The organism is Acidobacteriota bacterium (genome assembly GCA_018268895.1).
Lineage (GTDB): Bacteria > Acidobacteriota > Terriglobia > Terriglobales > Acidobacteriaceae > Edaphobacter.
Genome location: JAFDVP010000009.1, coordinates 87,908 through 108,356 on the forward strand (window position 1 = coordinate 87,908; position 20,449 = coordinate 108,356).

The 20,449-nt window shown below is 56.6% G+C and carries 12 protein-coding genes; 6 read left to right on the top strand and 6 right to left on the bottom strand.

Annotation, left to right across the window (positions count from 1 at the left end; translation table 11 throughout):
• Positions 1–2: 2 nt before the first annotated feature.
• From JSS95_12245 to JSS95_12255, 3 genes are read right to left on the bottom strand one after another with little or no spacing between them, the layout of a single operon-like run.
• A complete protein-coding gene (locus tag JSS95_12245; protein ID MBS1800581.1) occupies positions 3–932 on the bottom strand; it encodes a hypothetical protein in 930 nt (309 codons plus the stop codon).
• Positions 933–2,228, bottom strand: coding sequence for an MFS transporter (locus JSS95_12250; GenBank protein MBS1800582.1), 1,296 nt, complete (start codon positions 2,226–2,228; stop codon positions 933–935).
• Between the two features lie 29 nt (positions 2,229–2,257).
• Entirely contained in the window at positions 2,258–3,760 is a 1,503-nt protein-coding gene (locus tag JSS95_12255) for a mannitol dehydrogenase family protein (protein ID MBS1800583.1), read from the bottom strand.
• A gap of 294 nt (positions 3,761–4,054) precedes the next feature.
• On the opposite strand from JSS95_12255, the gene JSS95_12260 reads away from it, so the two are divergent.
• The 3 genes from JSS95_12260 to JSS95_12270 all read left to right on the top strand — a co-directional run bounded on the left by JSS95_12260 (position 4,055) and on the right by JSS95_12270 (position 10,225).
• Positions 4,055–5,122 (top strand): GntR family transcriptional regulator, encoded by a 1,068-nt coding sequence (locus JSS95_12260; protein MBS1800584.1) that lies wholly within the window; start codon positions 4,055–4,057, stop codon positions 5,120–5,122.
• A 227-nt stretch (positions 5,123–5,349) separates the two neighbouring features.
• Positions 5,350–8,754, top strand: a complete 3,405-nt coding sequence (locus tag JSS95_12265) for a TonB-dependent receptor (GenBank protein ID MBS1800585.1) — start codon at positions 5,350–5,352, stop codon at positions 8,752–8,754.
• A 109-nt stretch (positions 8,755–8,863) separates the two neighbouring features.
• Positions 8,864–10,225, top strand: coding sequence for an alkaline phosphatase family protein (locus tag JSS95_12270; GenBank protein ID MBS1800586.1), 1,362 nt, complete (start codon positions 8,864–8,866; stop codon positions 10,223–10,225).
• A gap of 191 nt (positions 10,226–10,416) precedes the next feature.
• Here the strand turns inward: JSS95_12270 and JSS95_12275 are convergent, their stop codons facing one another.
• The 3 genes from JSS95_12275 to JSS95_12285 are packed head-to-tail and all read right to left on the bottom strand — an operon-like array spanning position 10,417 to position 13,250.
• Positions 10,417–11,076 (bottom strand): GntR family transcriptional regulator, encoded by a 660-nt coding sequence (locus tag JSS95_12275; GenBank protein ID MBS1800587.1) that lies wholly within the window; start codon positions 11,074–11,076, stop codon positions 10,417–10,419.
• Between the two features lie 45 nt (positions 11,077–11,121).
• Positions 11,122–12,357 carry an MFS transporter gene (locus JSS95_12280; protein MBS1800588.1) on the bottom strand — a complete coding sequence of 412 codons (1,236 nt, stop codon included), beginning with the start codon at positions 12,355–12,357 and terminating at the stop codon, positions 11,122–11,124.
• Entirely contained in the window at positions 12,354–13,250 is an 897-nt protein-coding gene (locus JSS95_12285; protein ID MBS1800589.1) for a dihydrodipicolinate synthase family protein, read from the bottom strand. Before JSS95_12285 ends, JSS95_12280 begins: the two co-directional genes overlap by 4 nt.
• Before the next feature lie 1,087 nt (positions 13,251–14,337).
• On the opposite strand from JSS95_12285, the gene JSS95_12290 reads away from it, so the two are divergent.
• The 3 genes from JSS95_12290 to JSS95_12300 all read left to right on the top strand — a co-directional run bounded on the left by JSS95_12290 (position 14,338) and on the right by JSS95_12300 (position 20,446).
• Positions 14,338–17,715 (top strand): TonB-dependent receptor, encoded by a 3,378-nt coding sequence (locus JSS95_12290; GenBank protein ID MBS1800590.1) that lies wholly within the window; start codon positions 14,338–14,340, stop codon positions 17,713–17,715.
• 93 nt (positions 17,716–17,808) lie between these two features.
• The gene (locus JSS95_12295) at positions 17,809–18,909 is read left to right on the top strand and encodes an alpha-L-fucosidase (protein ID MBS1800591.1); all 1,101 of its coding nucleotides are present in this window, start codon (positions 17,809–17,811) and stop codon (positions 18,907–18,909) included.
• Between the two features lie 88 nt (positions 18,910–18,997).
• Positions 18,998–20,446, top strand: a complete 1,449-nt coding sequence (locus tag JSS95_12300) for a sulfatase-like hydrolase/transferase (protein MBS1800592.1) — start codon at positions 18,998–19,000, stop codon at positions 20,444–20,446.
• Positions 20,447–20,449: the final 3 nt, after the last annotated feature.

A 20,449-nucleotide genomic window follows, 5' to 3' on the forward strand; every position in this document is an offset into this window, starting at 1 on the left:
CCTCAACTCGTAAATTGTTGAACGATGTGGGTGCAGTCTCCATAGGTCCACTCTGGCGTGGCGCCCGGACGGCTTGCGACCAGGGCGCCGGCCGCGTTTGCGAAGCGGGCAATATCTTCAGTGAGCCACTTGGAGTGATATCCATGCAGAAACGCGGCGGCAAATGCGTCGCCCGCTCCCACGGTGTCGTGCACCTCGATGGGAAATCCGCTGTGGGTGTCTACGGAGTTGCTGCTATAGATCAAGCAGCCTTCCGCGCCTAGCGTTACGCACATCGTATCGATGCCGTATTCGGAGGCCCATTGCTGGCAGAACGATCTGAGATCGAAGGTCCGCGATGAGGGACGACCGAGTCCGGACAGTATTTTCGCTTCGTCCAGATTGAGCTTCATTGCATGGCAACGGTGGCTCAATCTCTGCACCAACTCATAGTTCCAATGGCCGGTACGGAGGTTGAGATCGTAGAAGCAACGGGCGTTTGGCCGAGTGCGTATGAGTTCTGCGATGAATGCTTCCATCTCAGGTTCCGTTTGAAGAAGTGTGCCGAAGTAGATCCAATCGATAGGGCCCTGCGCATCTGCGGATATGGAAGGCGCACGAGGGTCGAAGCGATCGAATGCGGCAGGGCGGGGAATATGGAACGTCGTCTCTCCGCGAGGGTTTGATTGGACGAGCGCGATGCCTGTCGCCTCGCCCGCGACGATTTGGACGGCGTCCGTACTCAATCCAAGACGCTTCATTGCATTCGTGGCTCGATGGCCGCGATCGTCTGCGCCGACACCGGTAATCAGCGTGGCCTCGCCGCCGAGACGCTGAATGTTTGCGCTGAAATTAAGCGCAGCTCCGCCGAGAATCTCTGTGCCGTCGAATATGTCCCAGAGGATCTCGCCGACAGCGAGCACGCGCATCCCCTCGTCTGAGGTTTTCCTCATCTATGCGTGGCTCCCTTGCGCGGTCCGGCCTGTTTCGGATTCATTTGGCAGTTTGAGGGTGTAGCTGATGAATGCTGCAAGCAGATACAGGCCGGCAAAGACCCAGATCACGCCTTCAATGCCGAAGCGAGGCAGGCAGAGGCCAACCACTGCGGGGCCAAGCCAGATGCTCATGCCGGAGCCGAGGTTCATGATCGACATGGCCGCTCCGCGCGCTTCAGGCGCCAGGGACGCCATGATTGCGGCGATGGGTACGTAGCCAGCCAGCGCTATGCCGTAGGCCATGCCAGCCAGAGTGACGAGCAGGTAGTTTGGGCCGAAGATGTGCGGCACGTAGTAAAGGCCAAGCGTCGTAAGCGCGCATCCGCACGAGCCCGCGAAGGTGATCGTCTTTCTCCAGCCGATGCGGTCGCCAACGATACCCCAGAAGAGATTGAAGACCACGTTGGTGGCGAACATGACGCTGAGGATGCGTAGCCATTGCGGAAGCGTAAAGCCCACCGTATGCACATAGAAGATCGGCAGGCAGACCAGGAAACCGAATTCGGAGGTGGTCGTAACCGTCGCGACGATTCCTCCAAGTCCGACCTTCGGCTTCTTCCACGCGATGGAGATGCTGGAGAGAACAACCGCGAGAGGGTTTTCACCGCCGTTCGCCGCAGGTCCCGCGCCGCGTTTTTCTCGCACGCCCAGCAGAGCGATGAGTCCGCCTGCAAGAACCAGAACCACGGAGATCCAAAGGCTGCGATAAGGGCCGTATTGAGGAACAGAGTAGCTGGCAAAGAGCGAGCCGAGCGTGGGAAGGCCGCCTGTACGAGCGCACCAGAACCAGCCAACGGCGGTTGCAAGATAACGCTGCGGCGTGATGTGCGTGATCCAGATGAGAAAGCCAAAGGCAAACAGGGGATATCCAAATCCCCGCAACATGTAGCTCACCAGAATCACGGGAAAGTTATGAGCACGGATTCCGAAGAGCAGGAACGGAATTTCGAAAGCGATCCAGATGACGAGTCCCATCCACATGACCCGTTTCGCGCCGAAGATGTCCGACAGTGCGCCGCTCAACCAGGAAGCGATGGCGGCCGTGACGCCATAGAGCGTAAAGATGAGTGCGATGCGCGACTCGCTGAAGTGAAGCTGATCCAGCAGGTATGGGGAAAGGAATCCTGCTTCCACGCCGTCGCCGATCATGAACAGCAGCAGGCCCAGATAGCCGATCGCTAGTCCAGGATGCATACCGAGGCGTTCGAGCCTGGACGTTGGTGATCCTGGTGATTGAACTTCAAGTTCTTGCATGCTTGCGCTCTCCGGAAGGGTATCGAAATTTATGCCTGTATAGAGGTGACCGAGGTTATTCCTGCGTAAACGCCATCTTTGCGTAACCGGTCAAGATGCAGTTGCACGTCGTTGACGAACTGCGTGGACTGAGACGCGATATCGCCAAACACCGAGGTTGCACTGAGCGCGAGCTTTGCATTGCCGCCGCCTTGCACGAGGAATTCGGTGAAGAGATGGGCCGATGCGTCGGCAATCGCAAACGAATTGCCGCGTTCATCCTGGCCCCCCATTGCATGCAGCCAACTCGCGACCACGAAGGGGATGACTCTTGGACGCCGCTGCTGTTCCAGCAACTCCGGGACAGTGGGCATGATAAATTTTGCAATCTTCGCGGATGCCTCCGAGCAGATGCGCATCACCTGGTCGCGAATCGTGGGATTTGCAAATCGGTGCAGGATGCTTGCCTTGTAACTGTTCAGGTCGAGGCCTCCAATATGCGGAACGGCAGGCGTCGTCTCTTCCAGATAAGCCTCGACCAGCCGACGAACCAGCGGGTCGGCGGCAGCGTCAGACACCAGTGTGTGGCCCAACACCGCGGAGACATAGGCCAGCGTGGAGTGACCGCCATTGAGCAATCGCATCTTCGTCATCTCGTAAGGCTTGACGTCGCTGGCGATCTCCGCGCCTGCGAGTTCAAAGCGCGGACGCGCACCGCTGAATGCGTCTTCGATGACCCACTGCCGGAACGGCTCGGTTACGACTGGAGATTGATCCACGACGCCGAAGTCAGTAGCGATGGAATGACGATCTTCCTCCGTTGTTCCCGGAGTGATGCGGTCGACCATGCTGTTGGGGAAGGCGACATTGGCTTCGATCCATGCGCCCAGCTTGTCGTCGCGCAATGTTGCAAACGCCACCAGCGCCTGGCGGGCAATCTCTCCATTGCCTTGCACGTTGTCGCACGACATGACAGTGAATGGCTTGCCGCCGTTGCGCATACGCCGTTCCGCCGCCGAGGCCAGATAGCCGAGAAAGGTCCGCGGCGAAAGGGGGAATTCAAGATCGTGCTGCACATCGGCGTGTTCGCTGCGGAAGCGTCGCGTCGCGTCTTCGATGAAGTATCCGCCTTCCGTAACGGTAAGAGAGACGATCTCGCACGCCGGGGCGCTGAGTCTTTGCAGAACCGCCTCCTGTGCCGCAGGCGCGAAGATGTGCTCGGTCAGTGAGCCGATGATCCTCAGTTCGCGGGTGCCGGCATCACGGGTCAAAACGCTGTAAAGGTAGTCCTGGCTCTTAAGGGCCTGATTGATCTTCAGATCGCCGGGAAGCAGTCCTATGCCGCACTCACCCCATCGTGGCTGGTCCGGATGATGCAGAAGGTCGTCGAGGTAGACAGCGAGGTGCGAGCGATTGAACCCCCCAACGCCAAAGTGAACGATGCCAGGAACGAGCGCGACCCGGTTGTACGTCGGCACCCGGACACGCTGTGGAAACTGGGAGAGGTGCTCCGTACAAAGAGTCATTGGAGGAAGACCGGCAATTTTCATCATTCGTTCAGTTCCCTTGGCCGGTCTTCATGGAAGGCAGCCGTGAAAGAAAGTTCCCTGGGGCGCTCATGGGGGCGGCAAGTTGATATATATCTGGCAACAAGATGTATACGTAATAAGTGGTCATGTTGTCTACATCTGCGTTACAGTCAAGATGCGAGAGCGGCCAGATGATTTCTCATAAACCACGAGCTTGCCCGCCGTTGCTAGATTTATGGAGAGTTCCTTTTGTTGGCTAAACTGCGAAAAGACGGGAATCCATTGCGAGTAGAAGATTCGGACCAGCCGAAGTACAGAATGATTTTTGACGCACTTCGACAGGGTATTGTCTCCGGTGAGTACAAGGAGGGGGCCCGGTTACCCAGCGAGGGAGAGCTGAGCCGGCGTTTTGCTGTCTCGCGTATGACGGTTGTAAAGGCAATGCGCGAGCTGCAGCAACTGGGGCTGGTGGTGCGCCGCGTTGGTTCGGGAACGTATGCGGCTCCGCAGGGCAAGGGAAATGACCTGTTTGGCCTACTGATTCCGGAACTGGGAGAGACGGAGATCTTCGAGCCCATCTGCCAGGGAATGGCGCAGTTTTCCCACGCCAGGCAGCATTCGCTCATCTGGGGCAATCTCCACACTGGCGAAAAGAAGGAGCAGATCGCCGAGGAACTCTGCCATCAGTACATCAAGCGCGGGGTTTCGGGCGTCTTCTTCGCTCCGCTCGAGCTGACGCGCTCCAAGGACCGCATCAATCACAAGATTCTTGCCGCTCTGGATCGCGCGCAGATCCCCGTAGTCTTGCTGGATCGCTGTGTTTCTCCGTATCCTCTGCGCAGCCGTTACGACCTTGTGGGCATTGAAAACCGGCGTACCGCGTATATCGCAACCGAACATCTCATCAACCAGGGCGCGAAAAAGATCGCATTTTTTGCCAAGGAACTCTCCGCTTCCACGGTCGATGCCCGCATCGCGGGGTATCGTGAGGCGCTGACCACGCATCGGCAGAATGGCACGCACGACCTCGCGTTTCGCGGGGAGCCGTCAGATGACGCTCTGATTGCGTCAATTCTAGCGAAGCACAAACCCGACGCATTTCTTGCGGCAAACGACCATACGGCTGCCAACCTGATGCAGAGCCTCATGCGTCTCGGCCGTAGCATCCCCGACGAAATTCGCATCGTAGGCATCGATGACGTTCGCTATGCCAGCCTGCTCCCGATCCCTCTCACCACACAGCATCAGCCCTGTTCGCAAATCGGAATGGTCGCGATGTCCACGATGCTGCAGCGCCTGGAAAGCCCGGACCTTCCGGCGCGCGACATCCTGTTGAGTTGTTCGCTGGTCGTGCGTGAATCCTGCGGCTCCAAGCTTGTGAAATAGCAGATGCCCGCTGGCCCAAAGCCCTCGTACCGCTTGCAGGCGGAAGCCTCCCGTTGTGCGTCGCAATAAATGGTATATACAGATTTGTGGACATATTAATGGCAAATTCATTGACATTGTCTACATCTACTAAGTAGAAATCGTTTTGTTTGTTTGCAGGTCTCAGGAATTTTTCCGAGAAGAAATTGAACAGTGACACGGTCGTTTGGCCGGTGGAGGTCAGTAAGGTGCGTATCTCGTGGTTGAAGCATTTGGTCTATGTCGCGGTCCTCTGCGTCGTCGGGTTTTTCGTTCCCGCTGCGCATGCGCAGAACAGTCAGCTCGTCGGTGTGATTACCGATCCCGATGGTCTCTCGGTCGGTGGTGCCGCTGTCGAAGTTCGAAATGAAGGCACGGGGGTTCTTCATCAGACGACCACAACAAGCTCGGGAGAATACACAGTCCCAGGACTGAGCTCCGGCTCCTACACCGTGCGCGTCGTGCAGAGTGGATTTGAGACGGCGGAGCGCAAGGGCATTACCCTGTTTGTTGCGACGACCACCCGCCTCGACCTTCATCTGTCGATTGGCCAACAGACACAGACCGTCAGCGTAGATGCCGATACGGTGCTGCTCCAGCCGGACAACGCGCAGCTCTCCACCACGGTGACGCGAGAGCAGTATGACGAACTGCCGCTTGTGCAGCAGGGAAGAATCCGCAGCCCAACAGCATTCGTCTACCTTGCGCCCAGTGTTCAAGGCAACTACAACGCCACGGGGTCGGAGAACGTTGCGGCCACGAACTACATCTCTGTCAATGGAAGCCAGATGAAGCAGACTGAGTTCTACCTCAGCGGTCTCTCTTCCGGCCAGATGGCGAATGTCGGTAGCTACAACGAAAGCGCTCCGCCGGTCGACGCCGTGCAGGAGTTCAAGATGATTACGACCATGGTACCCGCGGACTACGGTCACACGGGCGCCGCTGCTGGAGTCTTCGCGATCCGCAATGGCACGAATACCTTGCACGGATCGGTCTACGAGTATTTCCGGAATAACTGGCTCGACGCACGGTCCTGGGGAGCGGTCACGCCGCCGAATACCAAGCAGAATGAGTTTGGCGCAACGATCGGCGGGCCAATCGTGCTGCCAAAGCTCTATGACGGCCGCAACCGCTCCTTCTTCTTCTTCTCGTACGGAGGATCGCGCAAGGCCGGCATGGACACGCTGAAGACCTCGCAGATTCCAACGCCGACTCAGATCCAGGGCGACTTTACGGGAAAGAACATCATCTACGATCCGGCAACGACGCGTCTGAACTCCGCGGGCACGGGCTATATTCGCGATCCTTTCCCGGGAAACAAGATTCCGGTTTCACGCATGGATCCCACCGCTTTGAAGATCGCCTCGTACTATCCGGCTCCAAATGCTTCGGGCACGCTGAACTTCAGAACGTATATCGGTGAAAAGCTGCTGAATCCGGATGTTTACACAGCGCGTGTGGACCATAACCTGACACAGGCGCAGCACCTTTACTTCACCCTGGTGCAGACCCGCATTCCGCGCTACAAGCCGGAAGGCTCGGGATTGCCGCAGCCGCTTTCGACGGTGTACAACCAGTTTCTGAGGGCCACTACGACTCGTATCAATCATGACTGGACGCTGAGCAGCAGGGCGATGAACAGTCTTGCCATTGGCTACTATCGTATCTTCGCGAGAACGAAGGACGGCGGCAGCGAGTTTTCTGTTCCCAACCAGATCTCCTCGTCTCGTCCGAACATCACCTTCAGCAATGGGTATGCCTCGATCTCGACCGATAATGGTCAGAAGACCGCGGAGCATCAGTATCTTCTGGGCGACACGTTCTACTGGACCAAGGGCGCGCACAACTTCCGTTTCGGCGGAGAGTTCCGTCGGGTGCACTTCAATGCCAATGCTCCCAACCCCGGCACGAACACACTGGCCATGTCGAACCTCGAGACGGCCAATCCAACCAGCACGGGCACGACGGGTGACGGGTTCGCCAGCTTCCTGCTGGGACAGGTGCACAGCGGTGCGGTGACCGCGCCTGCCATCAATGGAATGCGCTACTCGTATGGCGGTCTTTTCGCCCAGGACGACTGGAAGATCAGCCATACGCTCACGATGAACCTGGGTGTTCGCTGGGAGTTCGAAACCATTCCTACGGACGCGCATGACAGAAGCAGCTCGGTTGACTTGACCCTGGCAAACCCAGGTGCAGGAAATCTACCCGGCGCTCTCGCGTTTGCCGGCACAGGCGCTGGCCGCACGGGGAGCCATTCCTTTGCATCCACGAAGTACGCCAGCTTCAGTCCGCGTATTGGGCTGTCCTATCAGGTCAATCCGCAGGTCGTGGTTCGCGCCGGCTATGGCATCTTCTATACCGATCTGGGCTGGAACTTCGGCACGGCGATCGATAACAACGGCTTTGCTCCTGCTGCCAGCTTCACCTCAAGCAACAATGGAATCACCCCTGCATTTACACTGGCTTCGGGCTATCCCGGCTCGCCAAGCCTGCAACCCTCCATCTCGCCGACACTGTTGAACGGACAGAGCGCAAACTATCGAGATCGTTCGATTGGCAATATGCCCTACATCCAGCAGTGGAATGGAAGTGTTCAGTACAGCCCGGCCAAATCCTGGATGCTTGAGGTGGCCTATGTGGGGAATACGGGACATCGTCTCCTCGACTCCCAGTTCTCGAACATCAACCAGGTAGATCCGAAGTATCTTTCTCTCGGTTCGTTGCTCACCGTCTCTGCATCTTCCGCAGCGGCGCAGGCGGCTGGGATCAAACTTCCTTACACTGGATTCACAGGTACGGTCGCGCAGGCTCTTCGGCCGTATCCTCAGTACCTGACTCTTACAAGCGTATCGGCGAAGACCGCATACTCGAATTACAACGCGGCGCAGGTGATCGTCAATAAGACCACCAGCTTCGGTCTGCGCTTCTCCGGAAACTATACCTTCGCGAAGAACATGGGCATCAACAGTCCAAGCTGGATGGATGGCACCGCCGACAGCGTTCTTCAGAACTCCTTCGACCCTGGCGCGGAGTATGCCATCAGCCCAATCGATGTGCAGCACGCCCTGGTTCTGAACTACTCGTATGAACTGCCATTCGGGAGAGGAAAGAAGTTCCTGTCCGGAGGAGGATTCACGAACGCGCTGGTAGGCGGATGGAAGGTCTCTGCGATCCAGCGATATCAGAGCGGCTTCCCGCTTCCGATCAAGACCAGCAACTCGCTGCCAATCTTCAATCGCGTCATGCGTCCGAATGTCGTTCCCGGAGTTGATCGTTCGACGCATCTTTCTGCGAACGAATATTTCCCTGGATCGAGCCGCATCATTAACCCGAATGCGTTCACGCAGCCTGGCCAATATAGCTTCGGCAACGCGAAACCGACCTACTCTGACATCAGGGCATTCCCGATCTATAACGAAGACCTTGCTTTCATGAAGGACACTCATATTACAGAGCGTGTGACCTGGACGATTGGCGCAAACTTCTTCAATGCGTTCAATCGCCACCGCTTTACCAGCTTCAATACGACGTGGTCGGATGCCGCTTTCGGTCAGTCAACGGCTGTCAGCGCTCCCCGCTACGTCCAGATCAATACAAGAATCAAGTTCTAGCGACCGAGCACGAACAGTCTCTAGGCTTCAACCTGACGGTGTTTCGAGTCTCATAAACTGAAACACCGTCTTTCTATTTATTCCACGGCAGTTCCGGGAGATATCGATCTTGCTTCGCAACGTAATGTTCCAACTCGCTTTGGCTGCTTCGGTGTCGGCGGTCGCTGTCCAAACAAACGCCGAAGCGCCAAAACGCCATCCTGTACTGATGATCTCAATCGACGGCCTGCGCCCAGACTATGTAACGGAAGCGGACAAGCATGGTATGAAGATCCCCGTCCTGCGCTCGTTTCTGCAAAAAGGCGCGTACGCGGATAGCGTGCAGAACGTATCGCCCACGGTAACTTATCCGAATCATACGACGCTGGTGACCGGCGTTTCACCGAACGAGCACGGCATCTACAACAACACCGTCTTCGATCCCATGGGGAAGGAGCAGGGAGCATGGAACTGGTACGGAGCGCAGGTGAAGGTTCCCACGCTTTGGCAGGCGGCAAAGGCCGCCGGCCTTACCACCGGAAGCGTTCTGTGGCCCGTCACGGTGCACTCCAGAGGAATCGACTACAACGTGCCGGAGTACTGGCGCATCAAGACGGAGTATGACCACTATCTTCTGGAGGCGGTGTCCACGCCATCCGGCTTTCTGGAAGAGGCAGAGAAAGATGCAGGTCCTTTCTACTCAGGCGAGGGCGATCTCGTTCTGGATGAGAAGATCACCAGGACCGCAATCTCCATGATCCAAGCCCACCACCCAGACCTCGTGACGATTCATATCGTCGCACTCGATCATTTGGAGCACGCGCACGGCCCCTTCAGCCCAGAAGCGAACGAGACGCTGGAGCAGATCGACGCGAAGGTCGGCCGGATCATTACCGCGGAGCTGCGAGTCCATCCCGATGCGGACATCGTGATTGCCTCGGACCACGGTTTTTTGCCGGTGACACACAAGATGAATCTGAATGCAGCGTTGGTGAAGGCGGGACTCCTTACGGTGAGCGCGGGGCCGAAGCCTCATGTCACCGCCTGGAAGGCGTTCGCCTGGAGCGCGGATGGAAGCGCTGTGATCGTGCTCAACGACAACAGCGACAAGGCAACAGAGCAGCAAGTTGCGAAGTTGTTGAGTGATCTTGCGAAGGACCCTGCGAACGGATTCAATCAAGTGCTCTCACGCAGCGAGGCTGTCGCTACCGGCGCACCGGAACAGGCAGCTTTCATCGTCGATTGGAAGTCTGGCTATCACATGGGCGCAGGTCTCAGCACGCCCCTTGTAGAAGACACAGCACCTGGAGGCGCTCATGGATACCTGGCAACTCATCCCGAGCTGCATTCGTCGTTCTTTATTGTGGGACCGGATATTGCCAAGGGTAAGAAGTTAGGCGCCATCGACATGCGACAGATTGCTCCAACCCTGGCAAGAGAGTTGGGTGTTTCACTGCCTTCTGCAAAGATGCAACCGCTCGCACTGCGATAAATCAACGCGGGAGAAATGCAAAAAAACGAAGAGCTACGGCCGAAAAGTGAATTCCAGGGCTGTTTTTGTAATTGCTGTGCATGATAAGGTCGTCGTTCATTCTGAGCCGCGGGCGAGGAATCCCTGCATTTTGCTTGTGGCTGCGGGATTCCTTGTCGTCGAGAAGAACCACACCAATACGAAAGACCGCTTTAATCGCCAACGCTTGCTGGGATGGAAGATGCCGGATTGAGGTGCTCCCGGATGGCCTTCGAGATGAGCTTCGGGTCACCTTTCATCAGAGCATCAAACAGGATCTCGTGGGAAGCAGTTGCCAGTTTCTCTCCTGCTGCTCTGCGCGCGAGGCCGACAAAGGCATAAACGGAGACGCAGAGCCGGTCCAGTGTTTTTTCCAGGACGGCATTTCCCGAGGCCTTCCATACAATCTCGTGAAATCTCAGATCGGCCTCCGCGACTCCAAGATGATCGCTGGCCCGGATGCGCTGCTCAAGCTGCTTCAGCCCTGCACGCAGCTCTGCCTCAATCTGTGGCGTCATGTTCTTCGCGGCAAGGCGGAAGGCGAGGTCTTCCAGATGCGAGCGCACGCCGATGAGCTGAACCATCTCAGCACGTGTAAGCTTCGTCACGTGCGTGCCTCTGTCCGGAACTCGTACCACCAGCCCGAGATGCTCCAACTGCAACAAGGCTTCGCGAACCGGGACCTGGCTTACGCTGAGCTGCTTTGCGATGTGCGCTTCCTTGAGGGGGGTGCCCGGCAAGAGCTCTCCCGACCAGATGGCATTCCGCAGCTTTTGAAAGACTTCGGCAGACTTGCTTAGATTTTTAACTGGTGAAAATCCACTGATGACCATTCCATCTCCAAAGCTAGGGGGAAGAGACAACCCACGTCAAGATAATCAACTATCGATCGTTACCTGGGTGCGTTCCTGCTGCCGTCCAGCGATCTTCAGAGAGGCAAGACAAAACGCTCCCAGCAGAATCGAGAGTGCCGAGAGTTGCAGCGCAGGTCCGAGCCCCATTCGATCTTTGAGCAATCCTGCCCCAGCCGCCATGATTCCTCCGGCGATACAGGATGTTGCGTTCAGAATGCCGTATGCGGTGGCTCGTAAACGATCGGGTACGATCTGGCAGAGTACCGGCATCAGGTTGCAGTCAAAGAACCCTCGTCCCAGACCGAAGACGACAAGGCAGGCCAGCAGGGTCCACCACGAAGGAGTGACTCCGGCTACAAACAGTGCAGGCGCGGCCATCAGGAACCCGATCGCCTGCGTCCAGTATCGTGCGCCGCGGCTGGAGCGGGACCACTTATCGGCAAGCCATCCTCCGAAGAAGATTCCAGCGAACGATCCAGCCTGGATGTAAAACGTGGACGAGAAACCTGCCTTCGACAAACTCACATGAAAGCGCTCGAAGAGGAACGTAGCCATCCATCCATAAACGCACCAGAAGGCGATGGAAGCGAAACAGTTAGCGCAGACAACGAGCCAGAACGATGCCCGGGAGGAGAGCTCTGCAAGCGAATGAAGGAAAGGGAGCCTTGCTGAAGAGAGGCTGGCCGCGCCGCGATCCGGCGACTCCTTCAACTGGAAGAAGAGGACCGCCGCGTAAATCACACCGAAGATGCCGAGAACGTAGAAGACCTGGTGCCAGCCATAGTTCTGTCCTATCCAGCCCCCGCCCCACCCGCCGAGGACCACGCCGGCGTAGAGGCCGCTCTGGTGCAGACCCACGGCGCGCGAACGTGTTGCTTCACCGTGATAGTCGGCGATGAGGGCAAGGGCCGCGGGCAGATAGCAGGCTTCGCTGATTCCAAGCAACGCCTGCGCCGCCAGAAGCTGCGGATAGCTCCGCGAAAGTCCAACCATGAACGTCACCGTCGACCAGACTGCGACACTGAGGAGGATGACGGCGCGGCGATTGAAGCGGTCTGCCAGGTACCCGCCGAACGGGCTGCAGATGCCATAGACCCAGAGAAAGGCAGATCCGAGAAAGCCGAGCTGCACGCTGCTCAGGTGCAGTTCGGAGCGCAACAACGGAAACAACGCGAAGATGACCTGCCGGTCAATATAGTTAAGGGCCGCTACCACCCAGAGCAGAGCGACAACGGCCCAGGCATAGGATGATCTCTTCATGACCTCACGGTTGTTGCAAGAAGCATTTGCCCGAGCTCTGTCTCCAGTGCGCGTTTCATCAACTCTGCTTGCTCCGCAGCCGTCAGTTCGCGGCGCGGGAGAATGCAGCTTCCGCAGTCGATTCCTGTCCACGCAAGGATCTGTTTGATGACGGGATTGACGGGATACTTCAAAATGACCTGTAGAAACTCGTTGATCTGCTGCTGGACCTTTCGCGCTTCTTCCCACCGGCCATTGGAAGTGTGGTTGAAGAGCTCAACGTAGCTGCCCGGTATCAGGTTATACGTGCTCCCGATCCCGCCGTTCGCTCCCATCACCAGGCCGGAGATCAGCATCTCGTCGCTGCCATTGAAGACGACAGCACCGGTCTGGCGGATGGCCCACATACGAAAGAAATCGGAGTCCGTGAACTTGAGGCCAATGACATTCGGAATGGCGCATAGCTCCAGGACCTGTTCCGTCGTTCGAATCGCCGGTGCGATGGAAGGAAAGTAGTAGACGAGGAGAGGAAGGTCGGATGCCCGCGCAATCGCCTCGTAGTAGCTGCGGATCTCTTCAAACGAGTAGTTTCCGGCAGGCGGCAGGCTGCTCACCATGTGGGCTCCGCTGCTGGCCGCATGGCGTGCGAGCGCGACTGTGTCCGCCGTGGTCGGCGCGCCGACGTGAACGATGACCTGCGCGTGCTTTGGAGTGTTCTTTACAGCAACCTCGGTCGCTGCGCGGCGGTCGCTGAGCGATAGCTGAAAGCCTTCGCCGGTCTGTCCGCACACGTACACGCCGTTCACTCCGGCGCTGTAGACGCGATCCAGCAATTGTTCGAATGGCTTTTGTTGAAACGCCCCGGCGTCATTGACGGGAGTTACGAGCGCGGGAATGATGCCTTGAATATCCATGCTGTTCTATGTCCTTGTCGAGAGATCCATTGCGGAACGAATAACAGACAGGCCAGCGATGCCGTTCCACGCTTTCTCATCGCTGTAAATTATCTATAATATAATATCTAAAATGGAGCGATGCGATAACTGATTTTGGCCCTGGTTGCTCATCCAACGAAGGGGTGTCCATGTCTTGAGCAATATCTATATATAGAGAGATTCTTCCCCTTCGCTTCGCATCTCAGCGCGCAGGTTCGCGTTTACCAACGATGGGTTGCCGGGAGAGAACACCTCTGAACTTGATGCTCGCCTTGATGGCCAGCTTCAACAGTTCAAGCCTGACTACGTTGTTCTCTTTGCAGGCGCCAACGATGCCCTCAACGATAAGAAGTTCCTGACGGCGAGCGAGACCCAGGCCTATCTTCGATCACCTGTACCGAATTACAAGGGGTGACTACCCTGCGGGCGCGGCCGGTTGCGATCCATAAATTTGCATTGCAAGTGCCAGCAAACTCAATGTAACAGCGCGTAATGTACCGCTCGAAACGTGTCAGGCCTATGCCACAAGTGGCAGCATGTTTGCCATGCCTGGAAAACATTCATTCCTGCTTTGCCTGATCTCCGGTTTTCTATCGCTTCTTCTGTAACCTCAACCGCATCTGCGGCTCCTGTTTCATCGGACCTCGCCGTTTATGGAGGTGCTGCCTCCGGCGCCGTCACGGTATATGCCGCTGCGAAAGAAGGGCTTCACGTGCCTGGCAATTTGTCCCCGGCCAAGTAGCATATACAGTCGCCGATAGCCGGACTGAGGCTTTGGAGGCGGTGGCGTTGATCGCCGCGTCTGAAGCGGCTACGCATAAATGGAAGAGAGGAGATTCCCTGCTCCCACTTTTTCTTGACACTGATTCAGATATTTAGCTAAACTCCGCTACGCAAAAATAAAACAACTTTTTTATATACAAAATAAAAAAAGATGATTTTGCCGATTGTGCGGTGCGCGCTAATTTTCCAGTGATTTCGACAGTAGCGGGTTCATTTTTCCAGTAAAGATCTGTTACAGATCACCTGGGCCGGTAGATGAATACAAGGTACGGAAAGGGACAAGATGGCAACGAAGAGGCGGTTCGAGAGAGGCCGTTGCATGGTGCTGTTGATGGTGTTTTGCATGGCCTTGGCGATGGACGTATTGCCTGTGAGAGCCCAGTTGACATCGGCCTCCGTGAACGGAACAGTACGGGATGCTTCAGAAGCGGCATTGCCGGGAGCGAAGGTTGTGCTGCGCTCGACGACGACGAATGCTTCACGCACAGCCACAACGAACTCGTCGGGCAGCTACGCGTTTGTCGACATCGATCCGGGCAGCTACATGATCGAGGTCTCGATGACGGGATTTTCGACGGTGCGCCAGAGTGCGGTGACGCTAGCGGTGAACCAGACAGCAACCTTCAATTTCCGCATGAATGTGGGCGCGGTCACAGAACAGGTGACGGTTTCGGCGGACCAGGCGCAACTGGAAACGACAGTCTCGAACCTTGGGACGGTGTTCAATCCGCAGGCTGTGAATGAGTTGCCGTTGAATGGACGAAACTTTACGCAATTGCTGACGCTGACGCCGGGAGCAAGTCCGGTGAATACGTCGCAGAACTCAGGTTCCGGCACGCAGTCGATCTTTGTGGGGTCATTGAACTTCCCTTCGGTGAACGGACAGTGGAACCGGAGCAACCTGTATCTGATGGACGGAACGAACGACCAGATGGCGTTTTATAGCCAGTACGCTGTACCCCCGATTGTGGATGCGATTCAAGAGTTCAAGATGCAGTCGCACAACGATCAGGCGCAGTTTGGGGGTGTAATGGGGGGAATTGTGAATGTTGCGACCAAGTATGGCACCAATGCTTTCCATGGCACGGTGTGGGACTTCATTCGCAACGATGGGCTAGATGCGAGCAACCCGTTGCTGGCGAAGAAATCGGAACTGCGCCAGTACGTATATGGGGCCACCATTGGCGGACCGGTACGGCTTCCCTTGTATAACGGTAAGGACCGCACGTTTTTCTTCGGGGCCTATGAAGGAACGAACCGTACAGCAGGTACGGCGACGTTTTACAACGTGCCGACTCCGGCAGAGTTGAATGGGGATTTTAGCGCGGTTTCCAATAAGCTTTACGATCCGTTTACGACAGCGCCGGATCCGGCCCATCCGGGGCAGTATCTACGTACGGCATTTGCCAATAACAACATTGCGAGCAGGTTGGATCCGAATATGGTCAAGTTGGCGAAGGACCTCTTTCCAACGCCGATTGCAACCACCAACGCGGGCACGAATGGGGTCGATACGACGCCGAATGTGATCAACCAGAACAACTACAGCCTGAGGCTTGATCACCACTTCAACCAATCGAACCAGATATGGGGGCGTTTGAGCCAGATCCATGGAACGCAGAAGGGCAGCGGAGGTTATGTGACGCTGTCGCAGGGACAGACCAGCGATGCCCAGAACTGGGCGGCAAACTATGTGCATATCTTTGGCGCTTCTGCCACGTTGCAACTGCAGACAGGTCATGTGTGGCAAAGGTATAAGTCCGTCACCGATCTGGTGAACGTACCCGATTCGATTTATTCGGATAGCGGGTTCAACCAGAATTTCCTGTGCAACTATATCGGCACGCTTCCATGCCAGATCCCGAATATAGGGATATCCGGTTATTTGAGTGGAGGGCAGGCATTCACGGACAATACGGGAAGCGACATTTACGAATACAAGGGCAATTACACAAAGCTGTGGGGGCATCACACGATCGATGCGGGCGCAAGCTTCTCCTATTACTTCAATCGTGTGCAGCAGGCGAACAGCACGCTTACGCTGACGGCCTCGCAGACTTCGAACCTGGAGACCTCGTCGGGCGGCGATGCGATGGCCTCGTTTCTGATTGGGGTGCCGAGCGCGACGGTGAGACGAAACCTGATCAAGAACCTGCAAGGCGGATGGAGCAATGGCTTTTACTTTGAGGACCAGTGGAGGGTTACACCGAAGCTGACGGTCAACTGGGGTTTGCGTTATGACTTTGTGATTCTACAGACGCTGGGTGACAGTCCGACGCTCTCAAACTATACGGGCGCTTACGATCTTCGTACGGGCAAGTACCTTTTGAGCAAGACGGCAGGGAAGACGCCGGCCTGCACGAGTACGAGCGTGGCGCCGTGCATACCTGGAGGTTCGTTACCCGCAAACGTCGTCGTGGCGTCGAGTGACAAGCTCATCAACGACCAGCATGACAATATCCAACCGCGCATTGGGCTGGCCTACCAGGCGGGATTTGGAACGGTGATTCACGTCTCGTACGCGCGTGTGTTTGATACGTGGTCTTCGTTATCGCAGGCGGTGCAGAATGAGGGATCGCTGTGGCCTTCGGTGGGCCAGTTGCAGTCGGGCAATGTGAATACAACGACGGTGACGGTGACATCGGAGAATCCGCTGAACCAGGCAAGCCAGCAACCGAAGGCGAACCCGTTCAGCCAGGTGGCGTTCTTTGTGGCGCCATACATCAAGAACCCATACTCAGACCAATGGCTTGTGGGCTTCCAGAAACAACTGGACAGCACCACGATTCTGACGATGAACTATGTGGGATCGAAGACGCTGCGGCTGCCGTGCTGCGATTATTTCAACACTGCCGTGACGCCGGGACCGGGAACGGTAGCAAGCAGGTCCCCTTATTCGTATATCGCCCCGACGCACTATCAACAGAGCAATGGAGCAAGCAACTACAACGCGCTGCAGGTTCAGTTGATGCGGCAACAGAGCAACAGCCTCGCCTACACGCTCAACTACACATGGTCGAAGACGATTGATGTGGCTTGCGACGGCGCGTTTGGCGCGGAAGGCTGCTTTGTTCGCAATCCATATAATCCGGCGCTGGATCGCAGCGTAGCGGGCTTCGATGTGCCGCAGATGTTTACAGGGATTGTTCAATACAGACTTCCGTTCGGCAAGGGGCAGAGGTTTACCGCCAACAACCGGCCGGTGGATGCGATCGTAGGAGGGTGGCAGATGAATGCAGTGGGGACGCTGCTCTCGGGGACTCCATTTACGGTTACGAGTACGGCAACGAGCATTGCCAATACGGGCAATAACTATCAGGGCGTCGACCTGGTTGGAGATCCAAATCAGATCAGCCATCGCAGTGCGTCGCAGTGGTTCAACACGACTGCGTTTGCTCCTGCGGCGTCGTTTACCTTCGGGAATGCTCCACGCAATCTGCTGCGGTCGCAGGGATATGCAAATATGGATTTCTCGTTGTTCCGCGACTTTGCGATCAAGGATATGAAGATTCAGCTCCGCGGCGAGGCCTTCAATGTGCTGAACCATCCGGTGCTGGGTGTTCCGCAGGCGGTGCAGAATACGACGATTACGTTTGGCAAGGTGCAGAGTATGCGCAGCACGGAGCGGCAGCTTCAACTGGCGGCGAAGTTCTATTTCTAGCCTTCGGTATTCATAAGTGATTTCCAGCATGGGAAGGTCATGAGCGTTGTCAGCAGAAGAAGATTCGCAGGAATGATGGCGGGAGGCTCCTGCATGTTGTCGGCCCCGATGGCCTGGAGTGCATCGGGGAAGGTGCCTCCTCACCTTCGAGACTATAGCGGGCTCTATCAGAATGATCCGCGGGCTGCATCTTTGCAGTGGTTCAAGAAAGCGAAGTTTGGGCTGTTCATGCACTACGGGCTGTACAGCCAGCTTGGGCGCGGCGAATGGGTGATGCTGCGGGAGAAGATTCCTCTGACGCAATACGAGCTCTTGCAGAAGAGCTTCAATCCATCGAAGTTCAACGCGGACGAGATCACAGACTGCGCAATAGCTGCGGGGATGAAGTACGTAAATCTGACCTCGAAGCACCATGAGGGCTTTTGCCTGTTTCGCACGGCGCAGACGAACTACTCGAGCGTGGCTTCGCCGGCGAAGAGGGATCTGGTTGGGGAGCTTGCCGAGGCGTGTCACAGCAAGGGGCTTGGGCTCTTTCTGTATTACTCAGCAGGAGCGGACTGGCACCATCCTTACTTCTGCGATCCGAGCGCGGGATGGGAGTTCTTTCGTCCCGGGTATGCGGAGAGGCCTGCTCAGTACAAGTGGAGGAAGGATTCCGATACCTCGATCTACATCGACTATGTGCGCAGGCAATTGCGAGAACTACTGACGCAGTATGGGCCGATCGCCGGTATCTGGTTTGATCCGGTAATGGGATATTACGCGCGGCCCGATTTGTTTCCGATGGATGAGATCTATCAGGAGATACGAAGCCTCCAGCCTGCGTGCCTGGTCTCCTTTAAGCAGGGCGCGACGGGTGGGGAGGACTTTGCCGCACCGGAGCGGCAGGCAGCAAAAATCGGAGTGCATGACAGTGTGTTGCTGGAAAGGCGGAAGATGGGGGCCGAAACCGCGAAGCATGCGTGGATGAGCAATCGCCTGAAGCCGATGGAGATCTGCGATACGTTTCAGGAAGGGAAGTGGGGATATAACAAGAGCGAGGACGGGAAGCATCGCGGCAGGAAAGAAGTGCTTGCGATGCTCGCAGCTGCGAGAGAGAAGAACGCGAACCTGCTGCTGAATACAGGTCCGCTGCCGGATGGCTCTCTGCCAGAAGAGGATCGCGAGACTCTGCGATCGCTACGGAGCATATGAACGCGGTAAGGCACAGAGCAAAAGTGCAGGCCGAGATCCCACAAGAAGGCTGGTGTCGATGATGGATAGGCGGAAGTTTATTGGGCTCATGGGTACGGGGATTGCTACGGCAGGGAATGCATCAACGCTGGGCGCGCTGCAGGACTCTTCGGCCCGTGCGGGGGGCCGGCCGAATTTCCTCTTCGTTATCTGCGACGATCTGGCCTTTCGGACAATTGGATCATTGAACAATCACGAGGTCCATACCCCGAATCTCGACCGGCTTTCCGCGTCGGGGTGTACGTTCACGCACTGCTTTCATCAGGGATCGTGGAGCGCGGCGGTTTGCGTGCCGAGTCGCACGATGCTGAACAGCGGCCTGGGTGCCTTTCGGGCGCAAGCGGGACTCGACGATGTGCCCACGTGGGGGCAGACACTGGGCAACGCAGGGTATGACACGTACATCTGCGGCAAGTGGCATCTCGACCCCACAGTGCTGCAGCGGAGCTTCAAAGAGATGGGGCCGATAGGGCCGGGAATGTTTGAGTCAACACCGATAAGTGGTGCTGCCTATAATCGTCCGAGCCCAGGCAATACGTGGGAGCCGTGGGATGAAACGCAGAAGGGACACTGGGTCCACACGAGTTTGTGGCGTAACGAGAAGTTGGACCGGATCGAACACGCCGATGTGCTTTATACGGATTACTTTGTCGATCATCTGCTGAACAAGGCTGCGAAGCGTGATGCTCCCTTCTTTATGTACCTCGGACTCAATTCTCCTCATGATCCGCGGCAATCCTTCAAGGAAGATCTTGCGCTGTATCCGCAGGACAAGATCGAGATTCCACCGAATTTTCTGCCTGAGCATCCATTCGACCAGGGTGACAGCAGGATTCGCGATGAGGTGCTTGCGCCATTTCCGCGCACGAAAGAGGCGGTGCAACTGCATCGGCGAGAGTACTACGCACTGATTACATTGCTGGATGCGCAGGTCGGCAGAGTTCTGGATGCGCTGCAGCGCTCAGGAAAAGCGTCGAATACGTATGTGATTTTTACTGCCGACCATGGGCTTGCTGTTGGGGAGCATGGGTTGATGGGCAAGCAGAACCTATATGACTGTAGTGTGCGGATGCCGCTGTTAATCGCGGGGCCGGGAGTTACGCCCGGAAGCCGTGTCGATGAACTGGTGTATCAGCACAGCATGTATGCGACGACGTGCGAGCTGGCGAAGGCGCCAGTGCCGGATGCAGTGCAATTCCCGAGCCTCGTTTCACTGTTGCATGGCAGCAACCGAGCTGTTCACGAGGCGATCTTCTGCTATTACAGGGATTTTCAGCGGATGGTTCGTACAAAGAAATACAAGTTCATCGTGTATCCGAAGATCCAGCGTGTACAGCTCTTCGATGTGGAGAGCGACCCGTGGGAGATGCATGACCTCTCGAATGACTCCGCGCACGCTTCGACGAAACAGGAGATGAGCCAGTTGTTGGTCAGGATGCAGAAGGATCTCGACGATCCTATGCTGCGCGGAAAAAGCACGGCAGGCGCAGAGGGCTGATTC

What these genes read in the sequence shown, in the direction of transcription:
- JSS95_12245 (MBS1800581.1), bottom strand. Translation starts at nt 932, where the DNA reads ATGAGGAAAACCTCAGACGAGGGGATGCGCGTGCTCGCTGTCGGCGAG.
- JSS95_12250 (MBS1800582.1), bottom strand. Translation starts at nt 2,228, where the DNA reads ATGCAAGAACTTGAAGTTCAATCACCAGGATCACCAACGTCCAGGCTC.
- JSS95_12255 (MBS1800583.1), bottom strand. Translation starts at nt 3,760, where the DNA reads ATGATGAAAATTGCCGGTCTTCCTCCAATGACTCTTTGTACGGAGCAC.
- JSS95_12260 (MBS1800584.1), top strand. Translation starts at nt 4,055, where the DNA reads ATGATTTTTGACGCACTTCGACAGGGTATTGTCTCCGGTGAGTACAAG.
- JSS95_12275 (MBS1800587.1), bottom strand. Translation starts at nt 11,076, where the DNA reads ATGGTCATCAGTGGATTTTCACCAGTTAAAAATCTAAGCAAGTCTGCC.
- JSS95_12280 (MBS1800588.1), bottom strand. Translation starts at nt 12,357, where the DNA reads ATGAAGAGATCATCCTATGCCTGGGCCGTTGTCGCTCTGCTCTGGGTG.
- JSS95_12285 (MBS1800589.1), bottom strand. Translation starts at nt 13,250, where the DNA reads ATGGATATTCAAGGCATCATTCCCGCGCTCGTAACTCCCGTCAATGAC.
- JSS95_12290 (MBS1800590.1), top strand. Translation starts at nt 14,338, where the DNA reads ATGGCAACGAAGAGGCGGTTCGAGAGAGGCCGTTGCATGGTGCTGTTG.
- JSS95_12295 (MBS1800591.1), top strand. Translation starts at nt 17,809, where the DNA reads ATGTTGTCGGCCCCGATGGCCTGGAGTGCATCGGGGAAGGTGCCTCCT.
- JSS95_12300 (MBS1800592.1), top strand. Translation starts at nt 18,998, where the DNA reads ATGGGTACGGGGATTGCTACGGCAGGGAATGCATCAACGCTGGGCGCG.